Consider the following 20,761-nt stretch of genomic DNA (forward strand, 5'->3'; position numbering starts at 1 on the left):
GATCCTGTGGGATCAGTCGCGCAGGGTCGCCCCGAATCGCTCGCCGGCACGTCGGACAGCGCCGTCACGGGCCTCGGAGGCCTCGGCAGCGGTCAGCGTGCGGTCCGTGGCACGGAAGCGCAGCGCGAACGTCAGGGACTTCTGTCCCTCGCTCACGCCGGTGCCCCGGTAGTCGTCCACGAGGCGAGCATACTCCAACAGCTCTCCGGCACCAGAGCGGACGGCGTCGAGGACGTCACCCGCCGCCACGTCCGCGTCCACCACGAGCGAGAGGTCCTGCGTCGCCGCCGGGTACGACTCGATCGGGGCGACCGACACGAGCTCCGGCGCGGCCGCGACGAGGGCGTCGAGGTCGAGCTCGAGCACGGCGACCACGCGCGGCAGCACCGCGGCCTCGCTCAGCTCCGGCAGCAGCTCGCCCGCGACGCCGACGACGGTGCCACGGACGAGGAGCGACGCCGCGCGGCCCGGGTGCAGGGACGGGTGGGTCGTCTGGGCCACCGTCAGTTCCACGCCGACGGCCCAGGCGACCTCGCGCGCGGCGTCGAGCGCGTCCGCGATGCCGTACGGCTCCGCCGCGGTGCCCGGCTGCTTCGGGACCCGGTTGCCCGTCAGGAGCGCCGAGACGTGGAACGGCTGGGCCGGCAGGGAGGCGTCGAGGGCGGCAAGGGTCTCGCGGTCGGGCAGGGCTGCACCGGCGGGGACGACGTCGGTGCCGAGCTCGTGTCCGTCCTCCGGGAGGAAGACGCGCGAGGTCTCGTACACCGCGACGTCGACGAGGCCGCGCGACACGTTGCGCCGCGCGACGTCGACGAGCGCGGGCACGCCGCTGCGTCGCAGCCGGTTCTGCTCGCTGTCGAGGGCGTTCGCGAGGACGACGCTCGGGCCGCCGTCGCCGTCGATGCCCGGGTAGGCGTCCTGCGTGGCGGCGGACACGAACGGCGCGGTGACGACCTCGACCAGCCCGGCGGCGGCGAGGGCGTTCGCGACCCGACGACGAGCCTGCTGGTGGACGGTGAGCCCGCGTCCGGGTGGTGCGACGGGGAGGACGCTCGGGATGCGGCCGTAGCCGACGATCCGTGCGATCTCCTCGACCAGGGTGGTGTCGTCGCCGAGGTCCGGGCGCCACGTGGGCGGCGTGACCGACAGCAGCTCGCCGTCGACCTCGACCGTGGCGCCGATCGCGCGGAGCGTGTCGATGACCTCGGCGTCGGTGTACTCGACGCCGATCAGCTCGGCGGGGCGAGCGATCCGCATGGCGATGGTCGGGCGGGGTGCCGTGTCGACGAGGGTCGAGCCGAGCGGGTCCGCGGTGCCCCCGGCGAGTTCGACGAGGAGTCCCACGGCGCGGTTGGCCGCTGCCTCGGACACGAGCGGGTCGACGCCGCGCTCGAACCGACGGGACGCCTCGCTCGGGAGCTTGTGCCGCCTGGCGGTCCGGGCGATCGAGACCTGGTCGAACACGGCGGCCTCGATGAGGACGTCGGTGGTCGAGGCGGAGATCTCCGTCCGGGCACCACCCATCACGCCGGCGAGGCCGACCGGGCCCTCGCCGTCGGTGATCACGAGGTCTTCCGGATCGAGCTTCCGGGTGACGTCGTCCAGCGTGACGAGGGTCTCCCCCATGTGCGCACGGCGGACGCCGAGGCCACCGACGACCTTCGCGAGGTCGTACCCGTGGAGCGGCTGACCGAGCTCGAACATGACGTAGTTGGTGATGTCGACTGGGAGCGAGATCGAACGCACGCCGGCGAGCGCCAGGCGCGACACCATCCACGCCGGTGTCTTCACGCTCGGGTCGATGCCCCGGACGACCCGGGTGACGAAGGTCGTCGCACCCTGGCGGCCACGGATCGGCGCCTGGTCGTCGATGGTCACCGGGAAGCCCTCTGCGGTGCGGGGCGTCACGCGGTCGACCGGGTCGTGGAACGAGGCGCCGGTGGCGTGCGCGTACTCGCGGGCGACCCCGCGCATGCTCATCGCGTAGCCGCGGTCCGGCGTGACGTTGATCTCGACCGCGGCGTCGTCGAGGCCGAGCAGCGAGATGGCGTCCGCGCCGACCTCGGGCTCCATGCCGAGGTCCGCGAAGCGGAGGATCCCGTCGTGCTCGTCGCCGAGGCCGAGCTCGCGCGCCGAGGCGATCATGCCGTCGGACACGTGGCCGTACGTCTTCCGGGCGGCGATCGGGAACGGGCCGGGCAGCACGGCGCCGGGGAGCGTCACGACGACGAGGTCACCGGCGACGAAGTTGTGCGCGCCGCAGACGATGCCGCGGGGCTCCGGCTCGCCGACGTCGACCTGGCACCAGTTGATCGTCTTGCCGTTCTTCTGCGGCTCCGGCTCGAGCGACAACACTCGGCCGACCACGATCGGGCCGGTCAGGTCGTAGGTGTGGACGTCCTCTTCCTCGAAGCCCACCGACACGAGCGCCGCGTGGACGTGCTCGAGGGTGGCGTCTTCGGGGAGGTCGACCGACTCACCGAGCCAACGGAGTGGGACGCGCATCAGACCACCGTTCCGAACTGCTGCGAGAAGCGGATGTCGCCCTCGAGGAAGTCACGCATGTCGTTCAGGCCGTTGCGGAACTGCAGCGTCCGCTCGATGCCCATGCCGAACGCGAAGCCCTGGTACTCGTCCGGGTCGATGCCGGCGGCGCGCAGGACGTTCGGGTTGACCATGCCGCAGCCGCCCCACTCGACCCACCGCGCGCCACCCTTGGCGTTCGGCTGCCAGACGTCCATCTCGGCGCTCGGCTCGGTGAACGGGAAGTAGTTCGGACGGAGGCGGATCTGCGCCTCGGCACCGAACATCTGCCGCGCGAAGTGCTCGAGCGTGCCGCGCAGGTGCGCCATCGTCAGGCCCTTGTCGATCGCGATGCCCTCGACCTGGGTGAAGACCGGCAGGTGCGTGGCGTCGAGCTCGTCGGCCCGGTACACACGCCCGGGGGCGATGACGTAGAGGGGCAGGTCGCGCGAGAGCAGCGACCGGACCTGCACGGGCGAGGTGTGCGTGCGCATGAGCAGGTGACGCTCGACCGGCTCGACGAAGACGGTGTCGGCCATGGCGCGTGCCGGGTGGTCCTGGTCAAAGTTGAGGGCGTCGAAGTTGAACCACTCGTGCTCGAGCTCGGGGCCCTCCGCGACCTCCCACCCCATGCCCACGAAGATGTCCGCGACGGCGTCGTTCAGGAGGGACAGCGGGTGCCGGGACCCGGGCGCCCGGCGGGACGGCAGCGCGGTGACGTCGACCCGTTCGGACTCGAGCCGCGCACGCTCCTCGGCCTCGGCCAGGACGGACTCCTGCTCGGCGATCGCCTGGTTCACCCGGCCGCGGGCCTGCCCGACGAGCTTGCCGGCCGCGGCCTTCTGCTCCGGCGGCACGCTGCGCATCGACGCGTTCATCCGTGCCAACGGCGACTGCTCGCCGGTGTGCTCGGCCCTGGCCTGCTTCAGCTCGGCGACGGTCGTCGTGGCCCGGACGGCCGCGAGGGCGGCGTCCACGGCGGCGGCGACGGCCGGTTCGCTGATCTCGAGGTGTTCTGACACGAGGCCCAAGCCTACCGGCCGATGGGATACCGCCGTCCTGTACCTGGTGGACGGTGGAGGAGGCCCCGGGGTCAGCCGTCCGTGGAGGAAGCAGCCGCCGCCCGCTGCGCGAACGCGCTCTCGTACAGGCACACCGAGGCGGCGGTGGCGAGGTTCATCGACTCCGCCTGCCCGTAGATCGGCACCTTGACCGCTCGGTCGACGAGCGCGAGGTCCTCGTCGGTCAGCCCGCGGGCCTCGTTGCCGAAGACCCATGCCGTCGGCCCGTCGAGCATGCCGTCGGCCCGGACCTCCGGGAGGTCGTCGCCCGACACGTCCGCCGCGAGCACCGTGTAGCCGAGCGCCTTCGCCCGTGCGACCGCGTCGGCGAGCGTCACGCCCACCGAGACCGGCACGTGGAACAGCGAGCCCGTGGTCGAGCGGACGACCTTCGGGTTGTACGGGTCCACCGAGCGCCCGGTCAGGACCACCGCGTCCGCCCCGGCGGCGTCGGCCGCGCGGATGATCGTGCCGGCGTTCCCGGGATCGCGCACCTGCTCCAGGATCGCGACCAGCCCCGGCAGCGAACCCTCCGAGGCGGAGCCGCCACGCGCCTCCAGGCCGCCCGACGGGTCGGCGGACGCCGGGTCGAAGGAACCCGCGTCGACGGGAGCCGCGTCGACGGAACCGGGGTCCGGGAAGACCGACCGGACCGACGTGGGGAACTGCTGACAGACCGCGACGACCCCCTGCGGCGTGACCGTGTCCGCCATGGTGTCGAGCACCTGCTCGGTCACGAACCAGGTGTCCACCGGCGCGTCGTCGAGCGCGTAGCGCGCGGCCGCGGTCGGTGTCACGTAGAGCTCGCGGAGGAGCTCCGGGCGGTACTCGAGCGCCTCCCGGACAGCCTGCGGCCCCTCGAGCAGGAACAGTCCGGTGTCGGCGCGGACGTCCTTCTTGGCGAGGGCGGCCACGGCGCGGACACGGCCGGCCTTCGGGTTCTCGAGGAGATCGCTCACGGGCACCAGTCTAGGAACGCACGAAGCCCCCGCTCCGCGGACGGAACGGGGGCTTCGTGGTGCAGCTGGCGTGACTACGCGGCCTTCGGGGCCGAGGTGTCGGCCGGCAGGGCCTTCTTGGCGGTCTCGACGAGCGCCGCGAACGTGTCGGGGTTGTTCACCGCGAGGTCCGCGAGGATGCGACGGTCGACCTCGACGCCGGCCAGGTTCAGACCCTGGATGAGGCGGTTGTAGGTCAGGCCGTTCGCGCGCGACGCAGCGTTGATGCGCTGGATCCAGAGGCGACGGAACTCGCCCTTCTTGGCGTGACGGTCGCGGTACGCGTAGACGAGGGAGTGGGTGACCTGCTCCTTGGCCTTGCGGTACAGACGCGAACGCTGACCGCGGTAGCCCTCGGCGCGCTCGAGAACGACGCGGCGCTTCTTGGCGGCGTTGACCGCCCTCTTTACTCGTGCCATTGATCTATTCCTTTACGTTCCGCCGGCTCAGTGGCCGAGAAGCTTCTTGACGTTCTTCGCGTCGGCCTTCGCGAGGACCTGGTCCTCGTTGAGGCGGGCCTTGCGCTTCGCGCTCTTGACCTCGAGGTTGTGACGCATACCGGCCTGCTGCTTCATGATCTTGCCGCTGCCGGTGACCTTGAAGCGCTTCTTCGACCCGGAGTGGGTCTTCTGCTTGGGCATGGAGGTGCCTTTCCGTGGGATGGGGTTGGGGGCCGCAGCGTTGCGGGATCGGTCGTGGGACCTACTCGGCCGGGGCGGCCTGCTGCGTCGAGCTCGACGCGGCGGAGGAGTCCTCGCCGGTCTTGGCAGCGTGCTCCGACGCGCGACGTTCGGCCTTCTGCGCAGCACGCTTGGCGTTCTGCTCGCCCTTGACGTCGGACTTGTTCTTCAGCGGAGCGATGATCATCGTCATGTTGCGACCGTCCTGGGTCGGACGCGACTCGACGACGCCGAACTCGGCGATCTCCTCCGCGAAGCGCTGGAGGAGTCGGACACCCTGCTCCGGACGCGACTGCTCGCGGCCGCGGAAGAGGATCATCGCCTTCACCTTGTCGCCACCGAGGAGGAAGCCCTCGGCGCGCTTGCGCTTGGTCTCGTAGTCGTGCTTGTCGATCTTCAGGCGGAACCGGACCTCCTTCAGGTCCGTGTTCACCTGGTTGCGACGAGCCTCCTTGGCCTTCTGCGCAGCCTCGTACTTGAACTTGCCGTAGTCCATGATCTTGGCCACGGGCGGCTTCGAGTTCGGGGCGACCTCGACCAGATCCAGCTCGGCTTCCTGCGCGAGGCGCAGTGCGACGGCGATGGGGACAACGCCGACCTGCTCGCCCTGGGGGCCGACGAGTCGGACCTCGGGGACGCGGATTCGGTCGTTGGTACGGGGATCGGGAATGCGGAGCTCCTTCAATCAGGTGGTTGGCCGTCCGGGGCTGCTGCCCTGGACGCCGGCACGAGAGAGGAGGTCTGACGCACGGATCGGAACCCGTTGCACCCGCCCGACGTCGACCCTTGCGGGAGGACCTGCCGGTCTCGAGTTGCGTGAGCCCGGCGGAGCGATGGGGACCCGGTAGCCTGGTGGTGCACAGCCGCGGGTGGGAGAGACTCCTCTTTCGCAAGACGCCGTTCGAGCCCCCGAGGGCGCACGGACAGCATCTGCCGCGACAGAGTCTAGCAGAGGAGCACCGTGACCGACACCCCGCCGAACGAGCCCACCGGAGCCGACGAGGCGCGTGACATCGCGGAGGTGCCGGCGGTCGAGCTCATCAACACCGTCGCGGTGCACCTGCTCAGCGCCGCCGCCGTCAAGGTCGGCCTGGCCGACGACCCGCAGGAGCAGACCGACCTCGACGAGGCCCGGAAGCTCATCACCGCACTCGCCGGCCTGGTCACCGCCGCGGCGACCGAGATCGGCGACCACCACGCCCGACCGCTGCGCGACGGGCTGCGGTCGGTGCAGCTGGCGTTCCGCGAGGCGTCCTCGATCCCGGACGCCCCGGGCAAGGGCCCTGGCGAGAAGTACACCGGCCCGGTCAACTGACTCGACCGGACGACGTCCTGGAGGCCCGTGGCGGCGTCGCCACGGGCCTCCAGGCCGTCCGGGGTCGCCTCAGCGAGCGCTGCGCGCGGCAGGACCGTCAGCCAGCGCTGCGCGCGGCAGGACTGTCAGCCAGCGCTGCGCGCGGCGAGCCGCGCGACGGCCGCCAGGGGGATGTCCACCCAGTCCGGCCGGTTACGGCTCTCGTAGACGACCTCGTAGACGGCCTTGTCGAGCTCGAAGGCGTCGAGGACCTCGCGGTGCGCGTGGAGGTCACCGCCGATCGCCTGCTCGTAGCCGGTGAGGAACGCGTTCCGGGCCTCGTGCGCCCAGTCGCCGGTGTCCACCGGGTCCGTGTCCCGGGCGAGCGCGCCCGCCACGTAGTCGAACGACCGCAGCATGCCCGCCACGTCGCGCAGCGGGACGTCGGGCACGGAGCGCTCGGCGAGCGGTCGGAGCGGTTCACCCTCGAAGTCGAGGAACACCCAGCCGCGCTCGCCCGGCACCGCGAGCACCTGGCCGAGGTGCAGGTCCCCGTGGACGCGCTGCAGGTCCGGCCAGGAGGCCTCGGCTGCCCGTGCGTACACGGCACGGACGGCGTCGGCGTGCTCGGCGACCGCTGGTGCCTCACGTTCGGCCGCAGCGAGGCGGGCATGCATCGTGGCGAGGGCGTCCCGGCGGCGGTCGTCCGTCGCGGGTGTGGTCGGCAGGACGGCGGCGAGCGTGCGGTGCACCTCGGCGAGCGCCGCACCGAGCCGCCGCGCGTCGTCCGCGAAGGGCGTTCCCGCACGGGCGTCGGCGAGGGCCACCCGCCAGGCGTCCCGGGTGCCGGGGAGGAACTCCTGGGCGACGGCGAGGTGCCCGGTGGCGGTGCCGTCAGGCCGACCGGAGTCCGGCCAGCTGCCGCGGAGCGCGCCGTAGACCGCCGGCACCCGGGTACTGCCGGCCGCCGACAGCGCGAGCTGCGTGGTGACGTCGGGGTTGTCGCCGTGGTGGAGCACGCGGAACACCTTGACGATGACCTGCTCGCCCGACGCGGTGTCGCAGATCACGGAGGTGTTCGACTGCTCGCCGGAGAGCACCCGCGCCGCGGTCACGGGGCCGATCGGTCGGAGCGACTCGGGGCCGGCGTCGATGCGGGCGGTGAGGCCACGGACCCACTCGAGGTCGGCCGTTGCGTCGGTCAGGATGCCGTCGCGGAGCACGACGGGCGCCTGGTACAGGACCGCACCGGTCGCGGCGTCGTCGAGGACCAACCGGGTGTCGTCGTCGGTCGACAGCGTGCGGAGCGTCGGGCCGGCGCCTCCCTTGGCGGCGTACCAGCGCTGTGCGGCGATCCACGGGGCGAGGTCGTGGTCGGAGGGAGCGTCGCTCATGCCGCGGAGGCTACGCGCCCGGCGCTGGGGAGGTGGGGGACGCGGTCCGCGGTGCGTGCGGCACCGGGAGGTGGGGGACGCACCGCGGACCCCACCGGGAGGTGGGGGACGCGGTGCGAGGATGGGGCCGTGCCGCACTACCTCGAGGACCTCGCCGCCGGACAGACCTTCTCCACCCCCGGCCGCACGATCACGGAGGCCGACGTCGTGTCGTTCGCCTCGTGGACGAACGACAACAACCAGGTGCACACGGACGTCGAGTTCGCCGCCCGCACGCGGTACGGCCAGCGCGTCGTCCACGGCCTGCTCGGGACCTCGCTCTGCCTCGGGCTGATCGCCCGCACGGGGGTGTTCGAGGGCTCGGCGGTGGCACTGCTCGGCATCGACCAGTGGCGCTTCACCGCCCCGGTGTTCATCGGCGACACGGTGACGTGCACGGTGGAGATCCTCTCGACGCGTCCGACAAGCAGCGGGACGACGGGCATCGTCGAGCGCGCGGTGTCGCTCCGGAACCAGCACGGCGAGGTCGTCCAGCAGGGGCGGATGGACGTCATGGTGCTGACGCGGGACGCCGCGATCTCCTGACGCCGGCACGTCGGCGATCCATCGCCGCACCCCTTTACAACGATGTACGAAGCGGTCCAGCATGGACGCATGAGCACGCTCGCCGGCAACGACGCCGCCCCCACCGCCCTCCCCGTCGCGACCGAGCAGGACGGCACGTACCCTCGGCCCCAGCTCCTCCGCCCCGCCTGGGCCGACCTCGACGGCACGTGGTCCTTCCGGAACGACGGCGACGACCCCGCATGGCGCTCGGGCTTCCCGGACGCCCGGGACATCACCGTGCCGTTCCCGCCGGAGTCGGTCGCGTCCGGGATCGACGAACCCGGCTTCCACCCCGTGGTCTGGTACTCCCGGCAGCTCACCGGCGCCGACCTCGCCGCCGCCGGGTACTCCCCGTCCCAGCCGCGCCTCGTGCTGCACTTCGGCGCCGTCGACCACCGGGCGCGCGTCTGGGTCGACGGGCAGTTCGTCGGCGAGCACGAGGGCGGCCACACCCCGTTCGCGTTCGACGTCACCGAGGTGCTGACGGCCGATCCGGACGCCGCGCACACCCTCGTCGTCCGGGCCGAGGACGACCCGCTCGACCTCACCCAGCCGCGCGGCAAGCAGGACTGGCACGAGGAGCCGCACGCCATCTGGTACCGCCGGACGACGGGCATCTGGCAGACCGTGTGGCTCGAGGCCGTGCCGACCGTGTCGATCGCGGCCCTGCGCTGGACGAACGTCGACCACGCCACGGTCCGGCTCTCCGTCCGGCTCGCCGGCACCCGGCCCGGCGGCGAGCGCCTCCGCGTCGAGGCGTGGTGGGCCGACGAGCACCTCGCGACGGTCGAGTCGACCCTCGGCGACGTCGCACGGTCGAGCGCGATCGACACCGAGTTCGACGTCGTCGTGCCGATCGCCCGACAGACGAACGGCCAGGCCGAGGACGAGCTCGTGTGGACGCCCGAGACGCCGCGGCTCGTCGACGCGACCGTCACCCTCCTCGACGCGGACGGCACGGCGACCGACGCGGTCGCGAGCTACTTCGGCGTCCGCACCACCGCGGTCGGCCAGGGCGCGTTCCTGCTCAACGGGCACTCGTACGACGTCCGCAGCGTCCTCAACCAGGGCTACTGGCCGGACTCGCACATCGCCGCCCCGTCCCGCGAGGCCCTCCGCCGCGAGGTCGAGCTCATCAAGGAACTCGGCTTCAACGCCGCGCGCAACCACCAGAAGGTCGAGGACCCGCGCTTCCTCTGGTGGGCGGACAAGCTCGGACTGCTCGTCTGGGGCGAGATGCCCGGCGCGTACGCGTTCTCCCCGACCGCCGTACAGCGGTTGGTGCGGGAGTGGATGGACGCCGTCGAGCGGGACGCCTCGCACCCGTCGATCGTCACCTGGGTCCCCGCGAACGAGAGCTGGGGTGTGCAGCACATCGCCGACGACCCCGCGCAGCAGGCGTACGCGCGTGCGCTCGCCGACGTCGCCAGGGCCCTCGACCCGACCCGACCGGTGATCTCGAACGACGGCTGGGAACACCCCGCGTCGGACATCCTCTCCGTCCACGACTACGAGGGCGACGGCGCCGTGCTGGCCAGGACCTACGCCGACGACACGGCCCGCACGGCCCTCCTGCGCGGGATGGGCCCGGCCGACCGGCGGATCCTCGTCGGCGGGGCCGTCGACGAGGGGCAGCCCGTGATGCTCACCGAGTTCGGTGGCGTGAACTACCAACCGGACGTCCAGCGCGAGGACGGGTGGGGCTACACCTCGGCGTCCGACGGCGACGACTGGATCGCGCGCATCACGGGGCTCTACGACGCGATCCGGGCGAGCACGTTCCTGGCCGGCTCCTGCTACACGCAGCTCACCGACACGATGCAGGAGACGAACGGGCTGCTGAACGCTGACCGGACGCCGAAGGTGCCCATCGAGCAGATCCGCCGCGCCGTCACCGGACGCTGACGCGCGCCGGCAGGCGGGCGGACCACGCACGCCTGCCGGACTGTCCGTCCGGCCGTCCGGCCGTCGGGTCCTGTGGCCGGCACTCCGGGGCGGGCGCCGCCCAGCGCCGTGCGAGGATCGTGCGGTGACCGACGTGGCGGAGACGACCCGTGCCTCCCGGCTGGGTTCCGTCCTGGAGGCGCGCCACAGCGGGTGGTCCGCTCCCCTGGTCCTGTGGCTGGCCTCACGGGCGTTCAGCACGCTGCTGCTCGGCTCGATCTACTGGGTCGCGACCGCGGCCGGGTGGCCGTTCGCGTCGTACCGACGCGACCCGTCGTTCTTCACGTTCTCCGGGTCGTGGGACGCGTCCTTCTACCGGATCATCGCCGAGCGGGGGTACCCGACGGCGATTCCGGTGGACGATGCCGGGCACGTGCTGTCGAACGCGTGGGCGTTCCTGCCGGTGTTCCCGTGGGTCGCGCGCACGGTGGCGCCCGTCGTCGGCGGGTCGTTCTGGGTCGCCGGGGTCCTCGTCGCGACCCTGGCGGGCGCCGGTGCCTGCGTGGTGCTGTACCGCCTGGTGCGGGCGGTCCGCGGCGACCGGGCCGCGCGGTGGGCGACCGCCCTCTTCGCCTTCGGTCCGACCGGGTTCCTGCTCCAGGTGGCCTACGCGGAGAGCCTGTTCCTGCTCCTGCTGTTCGGGGCGCTCCTCGCGCTCGTGCGCCGATGGTACTGGTGGATCGCGCCCCTCGGGGTCGTCGCCGCGTTCACGAAGCCGGGCGTGCTCGCGCTCGCCGTGGCACTCGCGGTGCACCTCGTCGTGCGGTGGGTGCAGGACGGGCGGGGGTTCCGGTGGCGGGACCGCGTGGTGGTGGTCGTCTCCGGGCTGCTCGTCGCGGCCGCGGGGCTGGCGTGGCCGGTGATCGCCTCCGCGGTGACCGGCCGACCGGACGCGTACCTCGACACCGAGCTGTCGTGGTGGGTCGGGTTCGTCGGGCGGCAGCACTTCGCGCCGCTCACCCCGTGGTTCACGATGGCGGGGACGTGGCTCGGGCCGGCCGGGATCGTCCTCGTGGTGGCCGTGCTCGTCGGCGCCGTGTGGTTCTGGTGCCGGCGGGACGTCCGAGCTGTGGGTGTCGACGTGTGGTCGTTCACGGCCGCGTACGTGCTGTACCTCGTCGCGGTGTTCCTGCCGCAGCAGTCCCTCCCCCGGCTGCTCATGCCGACGGCGCCGTTGCTCGGGTCGGACGTGTTCGTGGGCACGCGGCGCGGTGCTGTGGCGTGGCTCGTGGTCGGGATGTGCCTGCAACCCGTGGCCGTCGTGCTGCTGTGGTTCCTCGGGTACCCGTAGGCGCGGCGACGCGTGGTACCGGCGCCGGTGCTGGCTGCCGGCTGCCGGCTGCCGGTCCTGGCTGCGTGCGCACAACCGAAGTCACACCGAACCACGGCCGTCCGCGGCGCGGATCGATCTTGGTTGTGCGAACGCAGAACGCGCCACCGCGTCTGCGGCACCGCGCCTGCGCCAGCGCGCCCGCCTGCGGCACCGCGCCTGCGGCTACGCGTCGAAGGTGTGGAACCAGGCCTTGCCGCCGGGGTGCTGCACCGTGATCATCTCGTCGAGGTCGCGGTAGGGGCCGTCCTGGTTGTGGCTCGCAGACTTGATCCGGACCGTGCCGTCGGGCTCGGTGAACACCTCGGACACGATCGTGGTGTGGTCGGGCGAGTCGTTGTCGTTCCAGTCGAAGAACACGATGTCGCCGACCTTGACCTTGTCCCGCTCGTCGATCGACCGTTTCGTCAGCCCGAACTCGGCCGCGTGCTCACTGAGCCACGGGTCCATCGCCGGGCAGTACGTCCACGTGGCCGAGTGCGCGGCGCCGGCGTCCCGGCTGTACCAGTCATCGCGCTGCTCCCACCCGCGAGCGACCAGGGTCTGGCTGACGTAGTTCGCGCAGTCCCCGCCGATCGGGTTCATCGTGCCGTACTCGGCGAGGTTGTAGTCCTTCCAGTACCGCATCGCGTAGGCGAGCTGCCGATCGACCGCCGTGAGCGCGGCGTACGCCAGTGAGGTCGTCGCGACGGCGCTCGATGCGTCCGGAGTCGGAGCGGTGGTCGGCGTCGGCGTGGCGGTCGCGGAGTCCTGCGTCGCGCCGGACTGGCCGTCGTTGGCGCTGCTGCCGTTGCCGTCGGACGACTGGTTCGCCGACGGCGACGGCTCGATCGCCTCAGCGAAGAGTGCGACGTCGGCGTCCCCGGCGGTGTACATCGCCTGGTGCGGGGCCGTGAAGGTGACCTTCGTCGCCGTCGCCCGGACGTCGCGAGCGGCGACGCCGCCCACCGTCACGCCCTTGACGACGCCGAGACCGGTCCCGTGGACGGTGACCGTCACCCCGCCCGCGAGCGGGACCTCGGCGGGCTCGAGCTTCGAGGCGGCGGGCTTCACGCCGGACGAGGCGTCCGCCGACCCGGATCCCGCCCCTGGCTGCTTCGTCGCCGAGGTCTTTGCCCCGCCGTCCGACGAGCACGCGGCGACGGCGAGACCGATGCCGGCGACACCGGCGAGCGAGAACAGGGTGCGGCGCGTGTACGAGGCAGTCATGACACGACCAGGGTAGGCGACACCCCCGACCGAGCGCGGGGAGCCTCGCGCGACGAGCAGCCGACGGGCGGGATCGCCTCGGTGCCCCGAACGAGCGGATCCCTCCACCCGTCCGAGAGCCACGCCTCCGTCGACGACGTCGACCAGGGCGGGCTCCGGGCCAGCAGAGTGCCCGGGCTGACGACTGACGGACGGGAGGCACGGCGCAGGTCCGCGCCGTGCCTCCCGTCCGTCAGCAGGTCAGCGGCACGACCAGTCGCGGTCGATCTCGGCCGAGCCGTACGGCGTCTTGTACTGCGTCATCGCGATCGGGCCGCCGAGGAGCGGCTTGCCCGAACAGGCCGCCTGCGCCTGGGCGAGCGTGCCGTCGCCGATCGGGATCCAGCTCGGCAACGCGGTGGTGCGCAGCGGGCTCGTCGACGGGACGGAACCCATGATGAGGCCGAACTGGTAGGTGGTCGAGTACACGCCGACGTTCGTCACGCCGGCGGCACGGAGCGCGGCGAGCATGCCCTCGATCGCGGCGCGGTTCTGCGAGGTGTCGCTCGTGACGTAGGACAGGTTCGTCTCGACGTCGAGCCACCATCGGTACTGACCGGGGTTCGCGAGGCCGCGCTTCGTCGCCGCCTCGTACGCTCGGGTGTACCCGTAGACGTAGGAGCACGCTGTGGTCGTCTTCCACGTCGACTGCGCGCCGCTCTGGGCCGTGCACTTCCCGTTCGCGTACTGGCTCGGCACGGCCACCGTCGGGCCGCCGGGCACCGTGTTCGACGACGGCCAGACGGAGGCCTTCGTCGCTCCCGGGTTCGTGAACAGCGAGTAGACCTGCACCTTCGGCTGGGACGTCCCGCCGGCCGATGCGTTCGCCCACGCGAGCTGCTGCTGCAAGCAGGGGTTCGTCGTGTTCGCGAGGTCAGCGTTGACGCCGACGATGCCGAACGACTGGTCCGTCGGCACGGTCTTCCCGCACTGCGGCCACGACACGTCGACGCCGGTCCCGGACCCCGTGCTCCCGTCGATGAAGTAGCCGACGACGTCGACGTACGCGGTGGCCGTCCCGGCCGAGACCTTCGCCGAAACCCGACCGCCGGACGCCAGCGGCGCGATGAGCGCGTTGCCGATGGTCTGCCCCTTCGCGTACACCTGCGTCGGCACGCTCGAGGCGAGTCCGGCTCCGACGACCCGGAGCGAGCCGCCGACGCTGCCCTTGCCGACCTTGGCGTTGATGACCGCGGCGACCGCGTTCCGTGGGACGCCCGCGGTTCCCGCGATCGTGACGTTCTTCGCGGTCGTGCCCGCCGCGACGGTGGCGGCGCGGACGGGCGCCGAGGGCACGAACACCGATCCGGAGGTCGACGGCGCGTAGTACCCGACGACGTCCGCGAGGGCACGCGCACTCCCCGCCGACACCCGAGCCTGCACGGCACCGCCGGAGAGCCCCACCGTGACGGTGTTCGCCACGGTGACGCCCTTCTGGTAGGTCACCGACGCGATGCCGGCGGAGCTGCCCGCGGGTGTGATGCGCAGGGTGCCCGCGGCGGCCGGACGCGACACGTCCGCCTGGAGCACGACGGCTGTGGCGTTCGACGGCACACCGGCCCTTCCGGCGATGGCGATGCGGGTCGCACCCGTACCCACGGTGCCCGTGAGGACGTTCGTGGGCGCGAGCGGCGTGTAGGTCGAGCCGGAGCTGCTCGAGCCGTACCACCCGGCCACGTCGAGGGCCACCGTCGCGGTGCCGGACGACACCTTCACCTGGGCCTTCCCGCCGACGAGCCCGACGGTGGTGGTGCCCGAGATCGACTGCTTCGGCGCGAAGTTCTGGATCGACGGGCTCGCCCCGCTGCCGCCGGGCGCGACGCTCACGTACCCGGACGCGGTCGGCCCGCTGACGGTCGCGGTGAGGACCACCGCGGTCGCCGTGGACGGGATGCCGTTCCGGCCGCCGAGCGCCACCGTGGTCGGCGAGGTCCCGACCTTGCCGGACCAGGCGCGGGCGGAGGTGACCGGTGTGAACCGACCATCGACCGGTGCGTCGGCGGATGCGGTCGGTGCCGGTCCGCCGACCACGAGCCCGGCGACGACGGCCGCGACCGCCCCGATCGCGACGACGACGTTCTTGATGTGCATGTTCCCCCCTCAGCGCTGCAGTGCGCCTCGCGAGTCTAGGGTCACCGGGACCACCGACACAGCCCATCCGTGGAGAACCTCAGGCAACGACGAAGGGCCACCCGATCGGGTGGCCCTTCGTGTCTGGTGGAGCTAAGGGGATTCGAACCCCTGACCTTCTCATTGCGAACGAGACGCGCTACCAACTGCGCCATAGCCCCAAGGACTCGTCAACCCTAGCACCACGGCGCGCGGGAACAGAAATCGACGCCTCGGCTCCGGGCGCGCCGCGGAGTCGGTCAGACCGCGCGGCGGCGACGCATGATCGCGTCGATGTCGGCCTGCTGGTAGACGTCCTCGTCGATGACGCCCATGCCGGCCCACCGGCTCGGCGGTGCCGGCTCGACGGGCGGCTCCGCGACGGGACCGGCCGACTCGGACGCCGACGCCGGAGCCGTCGACGACGCCGTTGCCGACGCGACGGGCGCGGGTGCCCGGAGGCCGAGTCGCTCGGCGAGCCGCCCCTGGTCGTGCGAGGACAGCGAGGCGGCCGCCTCCTCGACGTCGGGTCGCATGCGCGACACGGTCGCGAGCGCCGGGTCGGCGTCCCCGGCCCGGATCGCCGCAGCCTCGGCTTCGGCCTCGGCCTTCGCCGCGGCGACTCGCTCCTTGAGGCGCGCTGCGAGTTCGGCCGACGACTCCGGCGAGGGCTTCGGGGCGGCGGGACGCTCCACGTACAGCGGCTTCGGGACCCGGTTCGGGGTCCAGCTGCGGTCGCGCGCGGGCTCGGCGGGTGCTTCCGTCGGCAGGGGCGGCGCCGGGTCCGTCCACGCGGTGGTCGGCCGGGAGGCACGGGTCGCGTCCGACGCGGCGGCCGCGGCACGCGCCCTCCGAGCCTGCGCGACCTGGTGCAGCTGGGCGAGGACCGCGACCGAGCCACCCGCGGCCACGAGGCCGGCGACGGCGATCAGCCAGAGCGCCGGCGCCGCGACGAGCACCACGACCGCGACGACCAGACCGATCGTGCCGAACAGGGTCGCGCCGAGACGGGAGCGACGCATCCGCATGGCCGTCAGTGCCGGAACGTTCGCGGCGCGCTCGAGCACGGGTGCCTGCTCCGCGAGCCGGCGGGTGATCTCCCGCTGGCGAGCAGCCTCGTGCGCCCGGACGATCGCGGTGCGCTTGGCCTCTTCCGACCGTGCGACGCGCTGCGCCTCCGCGAGGGACTTCGCGTTCATCTCGACGCGGACCTCCTCCGGCAGCTCGGCTGTCTGCGCGAGGATCCGCAGGGTCTGCTGGAGCCGGATCGCGTTCCGCTCGGTGGCGAGGTACTGGCGCCGAGCGGCCCACGACGGCACGAGGTAGACGATCCAGAGGACGGCGGCCAGGAGCAGCACGATGCCGCCGCCCCAGGAGCCGATACCTGCCATGCGCCAACGGTAGGGGCGCACGGAAGCACGATCCGTGATTGCCGGACGCGTGTTGCGCGTGTCGTGACGGAATCCGTCGGAGCCGAGCCGCGCCTCCAGGCAGGCTCCGTCAGAGACGGGGCGTCGTGTGGATCGGCAACGCCGCCTCGTCACGCGCGGACAGCGGCACGCTGCCGACGCCGGGCGGCACCCTGCCCTGGACCCAGCGTTCGAGGACGCCCTCGCGGACCTCCTCCGCGACGAGGGCGAAGCAGAAGTGGTCGCGCCAGTCCCCGTTGATGTGGATGTACCGACGGCGGAGTCCCTCGTACCGGAAGCCGAGCTTCTCGACCACGCGGAGGCTCGGCGCGTTCTCGGGCCGGATGCAGATCTCGATGCGGTGCACACCGACCGAGCGGAAGCAGTGGTCGACGGCGAGTGCGACCGAGATCGGGGTGACGTTGTGGCCGGCGGCGTCCTCGACGACCCAGTAACCGATCGAAGCGCTCGCGAGCGAGCCGTAGGTGATCCCCGAGACGTTGAGCTGACCGACGAACCGGCCGTCGAGCTCCATCGCGAACGGCAGCCCGAGCCCCGCGCGGGCGTTGGCCTGCAGCGCCCGGATGCTGCCGCGGACGTCGGTCGAGACGTGGCCGGAGGGGTTGGTGGCCTCCCAGGTCCGCAGCCAGCCGCGGTTGGAGGCGAGGGCGACGTCGAGGTCACGGGTGTCCCGGAGCCGGAGCGGCCGGATGGTGACCCGCCCGTGGGACAGGGTCGGGATCGTCGTCATCGCTGTGGTTCCTCCGGATGCGCCGAACGGGCCCGGGGGAACACCCCCGGACCCGTTCGACGACGGGTCGGCTATTCGCCCGCGTTGAACTCCTTGAGCCAGGACTTGAGGTCCGGCCCGAGGTCTTCGCGGTCCGAGGCGAGCTGCACGATCGCCTTGATGTAGTCGAGTTTGTCACCGGTGTCGTACCGACGTCCACGGAACACGACGCCGTACACGCCACCCGTCCATTCCTCGGCGCCGGCCATCTTCATGAGGGCGTCGGTGAGCTGGATCTCGCCGCCCTTGCCCGGCTCCTGCTTCTCGAGGACGTCGAAGACCTCGGGGCGGATGACGTAGCGGCCGATGATCGCGAGGTTCGAGGGGGCTTCGCCCTGTGCGGGCTTCTCGACCAGGCCGGTGATCTTCACGACGTCGTCGGTGTCGGTCGGCTCGACCGTCGCGATGCCGTACATGTGCGTCTGCGACTCGGGGACCTCGAGGAGGGCGACGATCGTGGCGTTCTTCTGGCCCTGGACCTCGATCATGCGCTTGAGCAGCGGGTCGCGGGCGTCGATGATGTCGTCGCCCAGGAGCACCGCGAAGGGCTCGCGGCCGACGTGCATCTTCGCGCGGAGCACCGCGTGGCCGAGGCCGAGCGGGTCGCCCTGGCGCACGTAGTGCATGTCCGCGAGGTCCGTGGACTGGTTGACCTTCTGCAGCTTCTCGTGGTCGCCCTTCTTCTTGAGGGTCTCCTCGAGCTCGGCGACGTGGTCGAAGTGGTTCTCGAGCGCGTTCTTGTTGCGGCCCGTGATCATCAGGACGTCGGTGAGCCCGGCGTCGACGGCCTCCTCCACCACGTACTGGATGGCCGGCTTGTCGACGACCGGGAGCATCTCCTTCGGCATCGCCTTGGTGGCAGGGAGGAAGCGCGTGCCCAGGCCGGCGGCGGGGATCACGGCTTTCGAAATCTGGAAGCCCATGCAGGTGACGGTATCGGATGCCCCCTGCACGGGACATGTCGTCGCTGTGGAGGACACGGCTTCGCGCGGCCCACGGCGGGAAGCCGCAACGCCCCCGTCGGTAGACTCCCGGGCATGATCCCCGACCGAGGTGTCGAGAAGCGTGCGTTGCGGGCCGAGCTCCGGCAGCGGCGGCGCACCAGGACCACCACCGAACGTGAAGCGGACGCGGCAGCCCTGACCGAGACCCTGCAGCGGTTCGTCGAGGAGCGCCAGGTCGAGTCGCTCGCGCTGTACCTGTCCGCGCCCGACGAGCCCGACGTCCGTCCGTTCCTCGACTGGGCGCACGCGCAGGGCATCCGGGTCCTGCTGCCGATCACCCGGGAGGACGGCCTGCTCGACTGGGCGGTCGGCGACGGCGAGTCGGAGCGCGAGGGGCTCTTCGGGATGCCGGAGGTCGTCGGCGAGGTCCTCTCCCCGCTCGCGCTCGGCGACGTCGACGCGATCCTCGCCCCGGCCGCCGCGGTCGGGCACGACGGGGTCCGGATGGGCTGGGGCCGCGGCTACTACGACAAGACCCTCGGGTCCATGGCGAACCGCCCGCCCGTCTATGCTGTGATCTTCGACGCGGAGTACCTCGACGAGGTCCCGCGCGAGGCCCACGACGAACCCGTCGACGGCATCATCACGCCGTCGCGCATCATCACCTTCCGGAGCTAGCGTGCCCACCTACTCGTACCGGTGCACCGAGTGCGACAACGCCTTCGACGTCAAGCAGTCCTTCTCGGACGCCGCCCTCACGGAGTGCCCCGTCTGCGGCGGCGCACTCCGCAAGGTCTTCTCCCCCGTGGGTGTGACGTTCAACGGCGGTGGCTTCTACCGGACGGACTCGCGGGCGAAGCCGGCGGGCAGCGGTTCGTCGTCGGGCAGCGGCCCGTCGTCCGACGGCGGTTCGTCAGCGGGCGGCGGCTCGTCGTCGAGCGCGCCGACGAAGGCCGAGTCGGGGAAGCCGGCCGCGCCCAGCGCCTCCTGACCTCCGGGCGGCAGTCTCGGTACGGTGGGGGCCTCCCGACCGGAAGGAGGCCCGCGTGAAGGGCTTCAAGGAGTTCCTGCTCCGTGGCAACGTGATCGACCTGGCCGTGGCGGTCGTCATCGGTGCGGCGTTCACCGCGATCGTCAACGCCATCGTGAACGCTGTGATCAACCCCGCGATCGGCGCGGTGTTCAACGCGAAGAGCCTCGACAAGGCGCTTCCCGTCGTGATCCCGACGGTCTCCAACGGTCACGCGACGATGTACTTCGGCGCCGTGATCGGTGCGGCGCTGAACTTCGTCATCGTCGCGGCGGTCGTGTACTTCGCGCTCGTCCTGCCGGTGAACCACCTCAAGAAGGTCGCGTTCGAGCGGGTCAAGAAGAACGAGGAGCAGACCCCGCAGGACGTCCCCCCGACGGACGTCGAGGTGCTGCTCGAGATCCGCGACCTGCTCCGTTCCCAGAACGGCTCCGCGATGCCGGCGGGCGGCGGTGCCCACGTCGCGCCGTCGAATGCGCCCGAGGGCCCCGGCATCGGCGGCACGACGAAGCTCTAGCCGCGCCGCAACTCCGGCTACGAACCACGAAACCGACATCGAACCAGCCTCCGAGCCCGGTTCGATGTCGGCTTCGTGGTTCGAAGCCCTCGCGTCGCGGGCAGGCGGATGCCCCCCCCCCCCGGGCGCTCAGGCCGTGGCGGCCACCGCGCGGCGCTTGCGGACCATCGCCACGGCGTACTGCACGCCCGCGAGCACGTGTCCGGCGGTGCCGAGGTACACGAACACGAGGGCGACGATCCGGACCCACGGCGCGTTCTCGTCCACGGTGTGCACCGCTGAGAAGAGCAACACGGGCAGCCCGACGAACAGCAGGGCCGAGCGGACCTTGCCCGTCCAGGTGACGTCGAGGTCCGGGTTGCCGTGGAACAGCACGCTCGAGAGGACCGCGAGCACCAGGTCGACCGCGACGACGACGATCACGACGAACAGCGGCAGCAGCCCGACCAGCACGAGCGAGAGCACGATCGCGATGATCGCGAGCCGGTCGGCCACGGGATCGATCGCCTTGCCGAGCTTCGAGCCCTGGTCGAACCGACGCGCGATGAAGCCGTCGGCCCAGTCGCTCACGCCGATCACCACGAGCGAGACGAGCGCCCACCCAGGGTGCCGGGCGACGACGAGCCCCACGAACACCGGGATCAGCAGGAGCCGGAACAGCGTGATGAGGTTCGGCCACGTCTGCCAGTCGGGGCGCGATCGCGCGGTCTCAGTCATCGCCTGCAAGGCTACCCGGCCTCACCAGTGCGGCGGCACGTCGCGCCGGAGCTGGTCGTCGTTCTCCCCGTCGCGGTGCCGCGCCGGCTCCGGCGGGGCGGCCGGGTCGTAGCCCGGCACCGGCTGGGTGGTGACGCGCCTGCGGCGGCGCACCGTGCCTCCCGGCT

The 20,761-nt window shown here is 72.0% G+C and carries 20 protein-coding genes and 1 tRNA gene; 7 read left to right on the forward strand and 14 right to left on the reverse strand.

Features of this window, described 5'->3' with window-relative positions:
• Positions 1-12: 12 nt before the first annotated feature.
• The 6 genes from pheT to infC form a co-directional block, all read right to left on the reverse strand.
• Entirely contained in the window at positions 13-2,505 is a 2,493-nt protein-coding gene (gene pheT / locus ABC270_RS16945) for a phenylalanine--tRNA ligase subunit beta (RefSeq protein WP_412881885.1), read from the reverse strand.
• Positions 2,505-3,545 (reverse strand): phenylalanine--tRNA ligase subunit alpha, encoded by a 1,041-nt coding sequence (gene pheS / locus ABC270_RS16950; protein WP_412881886.1) that lies wholly within the window; start codon positions 3,543-3,545, stop codon positions 2,505-2,507. The genes pheT and pheS overlap by 1 nt, the downstream gene beginning before the upstream one ends.
• A gap of 71 nt (positions 3,546-3,616) precedes the next feature.
• The gene (locus ABC270_RS16955; protein WP_412881887.1) at positions 3,617-4,543 is read right to left on the reverse strand and encodes a TrmH family RNA methyltransferase; all 927 of its coding nucleotides are present in this window, start codon (positions 4,541-4,543) and stop codon (positions 3,617-3,619) included.
• A 74-nt stretch (positions 4,544-4,617) separates the two neighbouring features.
• Positions 4,618-5,001, reverse strand: a complete 384-nt coding sequence (gene rplT, locus ABC270_RS16960) for a 50S ribosomal protein L20 (protein WP_058726112.1) — start codon at positions 4,999-5,001, stop codon at positions 4,618-4,620.
• A 27-nt stretch (positions 5,002-5,028) separates the two neighbouring features.
• Positions 5,029-5,223 (reverse strand): 50S ribosomal protein L35, encoded by a 195-nt coding sequence (gene rpmI / locus ABC270_RS16965; protein ID WP_022903519.1) that lies wholly within the window; start codon positions 5,221-5,223, stop codon positions 5,029-5,031.
• A 61-nt stretch (positions 5,224-5,284) separates the two neighbouring features.
• Entirely contained in the window at positions 5,285-5,947 is a 663-nt protein-coding gene (gene infC, locus ABC270_RS16970; protein ID WP_412881888.1) for a translation initiation factor IF-3, read from the reverse strand.
• A gap of 276 nt (positions 5,948-6,223) precedes the next feature.
• Here infC and ABC270_RS16975 point away from each other — a divergent pair, with 276 nt between their 5' ends.
• Positions 6,224-6,577 carry a DUF1844 domain-containing protein gene (locus tag ABC270_RS16975; RefSeq protein WP_058726113.1) on the forward strand — a complete coding sequence of 118 codons (354 nt, stop codon included), beginning with the start codon at positions 6,224-6,226 and terminating at the stop codon, positions 6,575-6,577.
• Positions 6,578-6,702: 125 nt separating this feature from the next.
• On the opposite strand, the gene ABC270_RS16980 is transcribed toward ABC270_RS16975, so the two are convergent.
• A complete protein-coding gene (locus ABC270_RS16980; RefSeq protein WP_412881889.1) occupies positions 6,703-7,950 on the reverse strand; it encodes a phosphotransferase in 1,248 nt (415 codons plus the stop codon).
• A gap of 129 nt (positions 7,951-8,079) precedes the next feature.
• On the opposite strand from ABC270_RS16980, the gene ABC270_RS16985 reads away from it, so the two are divergent.
• From ABC270_RS16985 to ABC270_RS16995, 3 genes are all read left to right on the forward strand, one after another.
• Complete coding sequence (locus tag ABC270_RS16985; RefSeq protein ID WP_412881890.1) at positions 8,080-8,535, forward strand: MaoC/PaaZ C-terminal domain-containing protein; 456 nt, start codon at positions 8,080-8,082, stop codon at positions 8,533-8,535.
• A 69-nt stretch (positions 8,536-8,604) separates the two neighbouring features.
• The gene (locus tag ABC270_RS16990; RefSeq protein ID WP_412881891.1) at positions 8,605-10,461 is read left to right on the forward strand and encodes a glycoside hydrolase family 2 TIM barrel-domain containing protein; all 1,857 of its coding nucleotides are present in this window, start codon (positions 8,605-8,607) and stop codon (positions 10,459-10,461) included.
• Between the two features lie 124 nt (positions 10,462-10,585).
• On the forward strand, positions 10,586-11,791 hold the full coding sequence (locus ABC270_RS16995) for a hypothetical protein (protein ID WP_412881892.1): 1,206 nt from the start codon (positions 10,586-10,588) through the stop codon (positions 11,789-11,791).
• A 204-nt stretch (positions 11,792-11,995) separates the two neighbouring features.
• Here the strand turns inward: ABC270_RS16995 and ABC270_RS17000 are convergent, their stop codons facing one another.
• The 6 genes from ABC270_RS17000 to galU all read right to left on the reverse strand — a co-directional run bounded on the left by ABC270_RS17000 (position 11,996) and on the right by galU (position 18,309).
• Positions 11,996-13,039: an amidase domain-containing protein gene (locus ABC270_RS17000; RefSeq protein WP_412881893.1), complete on the reverse strand. Its 1,044-nt coding sequence runs from the start codon at positions 13,037-13,039 to the stop codon at positions 11,996-11,998.
• Positions 13,040-13,279: 240 nt separating this feature from the next.
• On the reverse strand, positions 13,280-15,169 hold the full coding sequence (locus ABC270_RS17005) for a hypothetical protein (protein WP_412881894.1): 1,890 nt from the start codon (positions 15,167-15,169) through the stop codon (positions 13,280-13,282).
• Positions 15,170-15,293: 124 nt separating this feature from the next.
• Positions 15,294-15,369, reverse strand: a tRNA-Ala gene (locus tag ABC270_RS17010).
• A 78-nt stretch (positions 15,370-15,447) separates the two neighbouring features.
• Positions 15,448-16,578: a hypothetical protein gene (locus ABC270_RS17015; protein ID WP_412881895.1), complete on the reverse strand. Its 1,131-nt coding sequence runs from the start codon at positions 16,576-16,578 to the stop codon at positions 15,448-15,450.
• A gap of 109 nt (positions 16,579-16,687) precedes the next feature.
• Entirely contained in the window at positions 16,688-17,347 is a 660-nt protein-coding gene (locus tag ABC270_RS17020) for a GNAT family N-acetyltransferase (RefSeq protein WP_412881896.1), read from the reverse strand.
• A gap of 71 nt (positions 17,348-17,418) precedes the next feature.
• Entirely contained in the window at positions 17,419-18,309 is an 891-nt protein-coding gene (gene galU / locus ABC270_RS17025; RefSeq protein ID WP_412881897.1) for a UTP--glucose-1-phosphate uridylyltransferase GalU, read from the reverse strand.
• A 114-nt stretch (positions 18,310-18,423) separates the two neighbouring features.
• Here galU and ABC270_RS17030 point away from each other — a divergent pair, with 114 nt between their 5' ends.
• From ABC270_RS17030 to mscL, 3 genes are read left to right on the forward strand one after another with little or no spacing between them, the layout of a single operon-like run.
• Entirely contained in the window at positions 18,424-19,008 is a 585-nt protein-coding gene (locus ABC270_RS17030; protein ID WP_412881898.1) for a 5-formyltetrahydrofolate cyclo-ligase, read from the forward strand.
• 1 nt (position 19,009) lies between these two features.
• Positions 19,010-19,321, forward strand: a complete 312-nt coding sequence (locus tag ABC270_RS17035; RefSeq protein WP_412881899.1) for an FmdB family zinc ribbon protein — start codon at positions 19,010-19,012, stop codon at positions 19,319-19,321.
• A gap of 55 nt (positions 19,322-19,376) precedes the next feature.
• Positions 19,377-19,877, forward strand: coding sequence for a large conductance mechanosensitive channel protein MscL (gene mscL / locus ABC270_RS17040; RefSeq protein ID WP_412881900.1), 501 nt, complete (start codon positions 19,377-19,379; stop codon positions 19,875-19,877).
• 129 nt (positions 19,878-20,006) lie between these two features.
• Here the strand turns inward: mscL and ABC270_RS17045 are convergent, their stop codons facing one another.
• Complete coding sequence (locus ABC270_RS17045) at positions 20,007-20,594, reverse strand: CDP-alcohol phosphatidyltransferase family protein (RefSeq protein ID WP_412881901.1); 588 nt, start codon at positions 20,592-20,594, stop codon at positions 20,007-20,009.
• Between the last annotated feature and the right edge of the window lie 167 nt (positions 20,595-20,761).

This window comes from Curtobacterium phoenicis (genome assembly GCF_047238015.1).
Lineage (GTDB): Bacteria > Actinomycetota > Actinomycetes > Actinomycetales > Microbacteriaceae > Curtobacterium.

Coding starts and splice junctions, on each gene's coding strand:
- ABC270_RS17015 (WP_412881895.1), bottom strand. CDS start 16,578: ATGGCAGGTATCGGCTCCTGGGGCGGCGGCATCGTGCTGCTCCTGGCC.
- rpmI (WP_022903519.1), bottom strand. CDS start 5,223: ATGCCCAAGCAGAAGACCCACTCCGGGTCGAAGAAGCGCTTCAAGGTC.
- ABC270_RS16990 (WP_412881891.1), top strand. CDS start 8,605: ATGAGCACGCTCGCCGGCAACGACGCCGCCCCCACCGCCCTCCCCGTC.
- ABC270_RS17000 (WP_412881893.1), bottom strand. CDS start 13,039: ATGACTGCCTCGTACACGCGCCGCACCCTGTTCTCGCTCGCCGGTGTC.
- rplT (WP_058726112.1), bottom strand. CDS start 5,001: ATGGCACGAGTAAAGAGGGCGGTCAACGCCGCCAAGAAGCGCCGCGTC.
- ABC270_RS17030 (WP_412881898.1), top strand. CDS start 18,424: ATGATCCCCGACCGAGGTGTCGAGAAGCGTGCGTTGCGGGCCGAGCTC.
- ABC270_RS17005 (WP_412881894.1), bottom strand. CDS start 15,169: ATGCACATCAAGAACGTCGTCGTCGCGATCGGGGCGGTCGCGGCCGTC.
- ABC270_RS17020 (WP_412881896.1), bottom strand. CDS start 17,347: ATGACGACGATCCCGACCCTGTCCCACGGGCGGGTCACCATCCGGCCG.
- galU (WP_412881897.1), bottom strand. CDS start 18,309: ATGGGCTTCCAGATTTCGAAAGCCGTGATCCCCGCCGCCGGCCTGGGC.
- pheT (WP_412881885.1), bottom strand. CDS start 2,505: ATGCGCGTCCCACTCCGTTGGCTCGGTGAGTCGGTCGACCTCCCCGAA.
- ABC270_RS17045 (WP_412881901.1), bottom strand. CDS start 20,594: ATGACTGAGACCGCGCGATCGCGCCCCGACTGGCAGACGTGGCCGAAC.
- ABC270_RS16980 (WP_412881889.1), bottom strand. CDS start 7,950: ATGAGCGACGCTCCCTCCGACCACGACCTCGCCCCGTGGATCGCCGCA.